The sequence below is a fragment of the Tamlana crocina genome (assembly GCF_012037625.1).
The window spans coordinates 1-298 of sequence record NZ_JAAVJS010000774.1 but is presented as its reverse complement, the minus strand read 5'-3'; the positions used below and the strand labels follow the sequence as shown (position 1 = coordinate 298).

The 298-nt window shown below is 35.6% G+C and carries 1 protein-coding gene; it reads right to left on the bottom strand.

Annotated elements, in window-relative coordinates; genetic code table 11:
- Nucleotides 1–117: 117 nt before the first annotated feature.
- Nucleotides 118–298 (bottom strand): DUF4160 domain-containing protein (locus HC176_RS18955; RefSeq protein WP_167920516.1); only part of this gene is annotated, 181 nt, incomplete at its 5' end.

Below are 298 nucleotides of genomic sequence, written 5' to 3'. Positions count from 1 at the left end.
AAAGCCTTGCTTAATCTGGGATACCACTCCGGAGGAGCACCAATTTCACGGCCATCTTCTAAAGAAAAGAAAACTTTTTCATCCCTGAAGAATACATCCCTAATATTTATATCAGTCTTAACTGTTTTCATTTCCGTGAAACTTATCCCATTTTCTAAGAAAGTAGAACCGGTTTTGCTTTACTATTTCCAGAAAAGTATGAATAACCTGTTTCTGCATATTGTAATTGTACATCAAATTTAGCAATTCCAGATTGATCTTTATCTCACCTCCCTTGCCCTCAACATGAATATGTTTC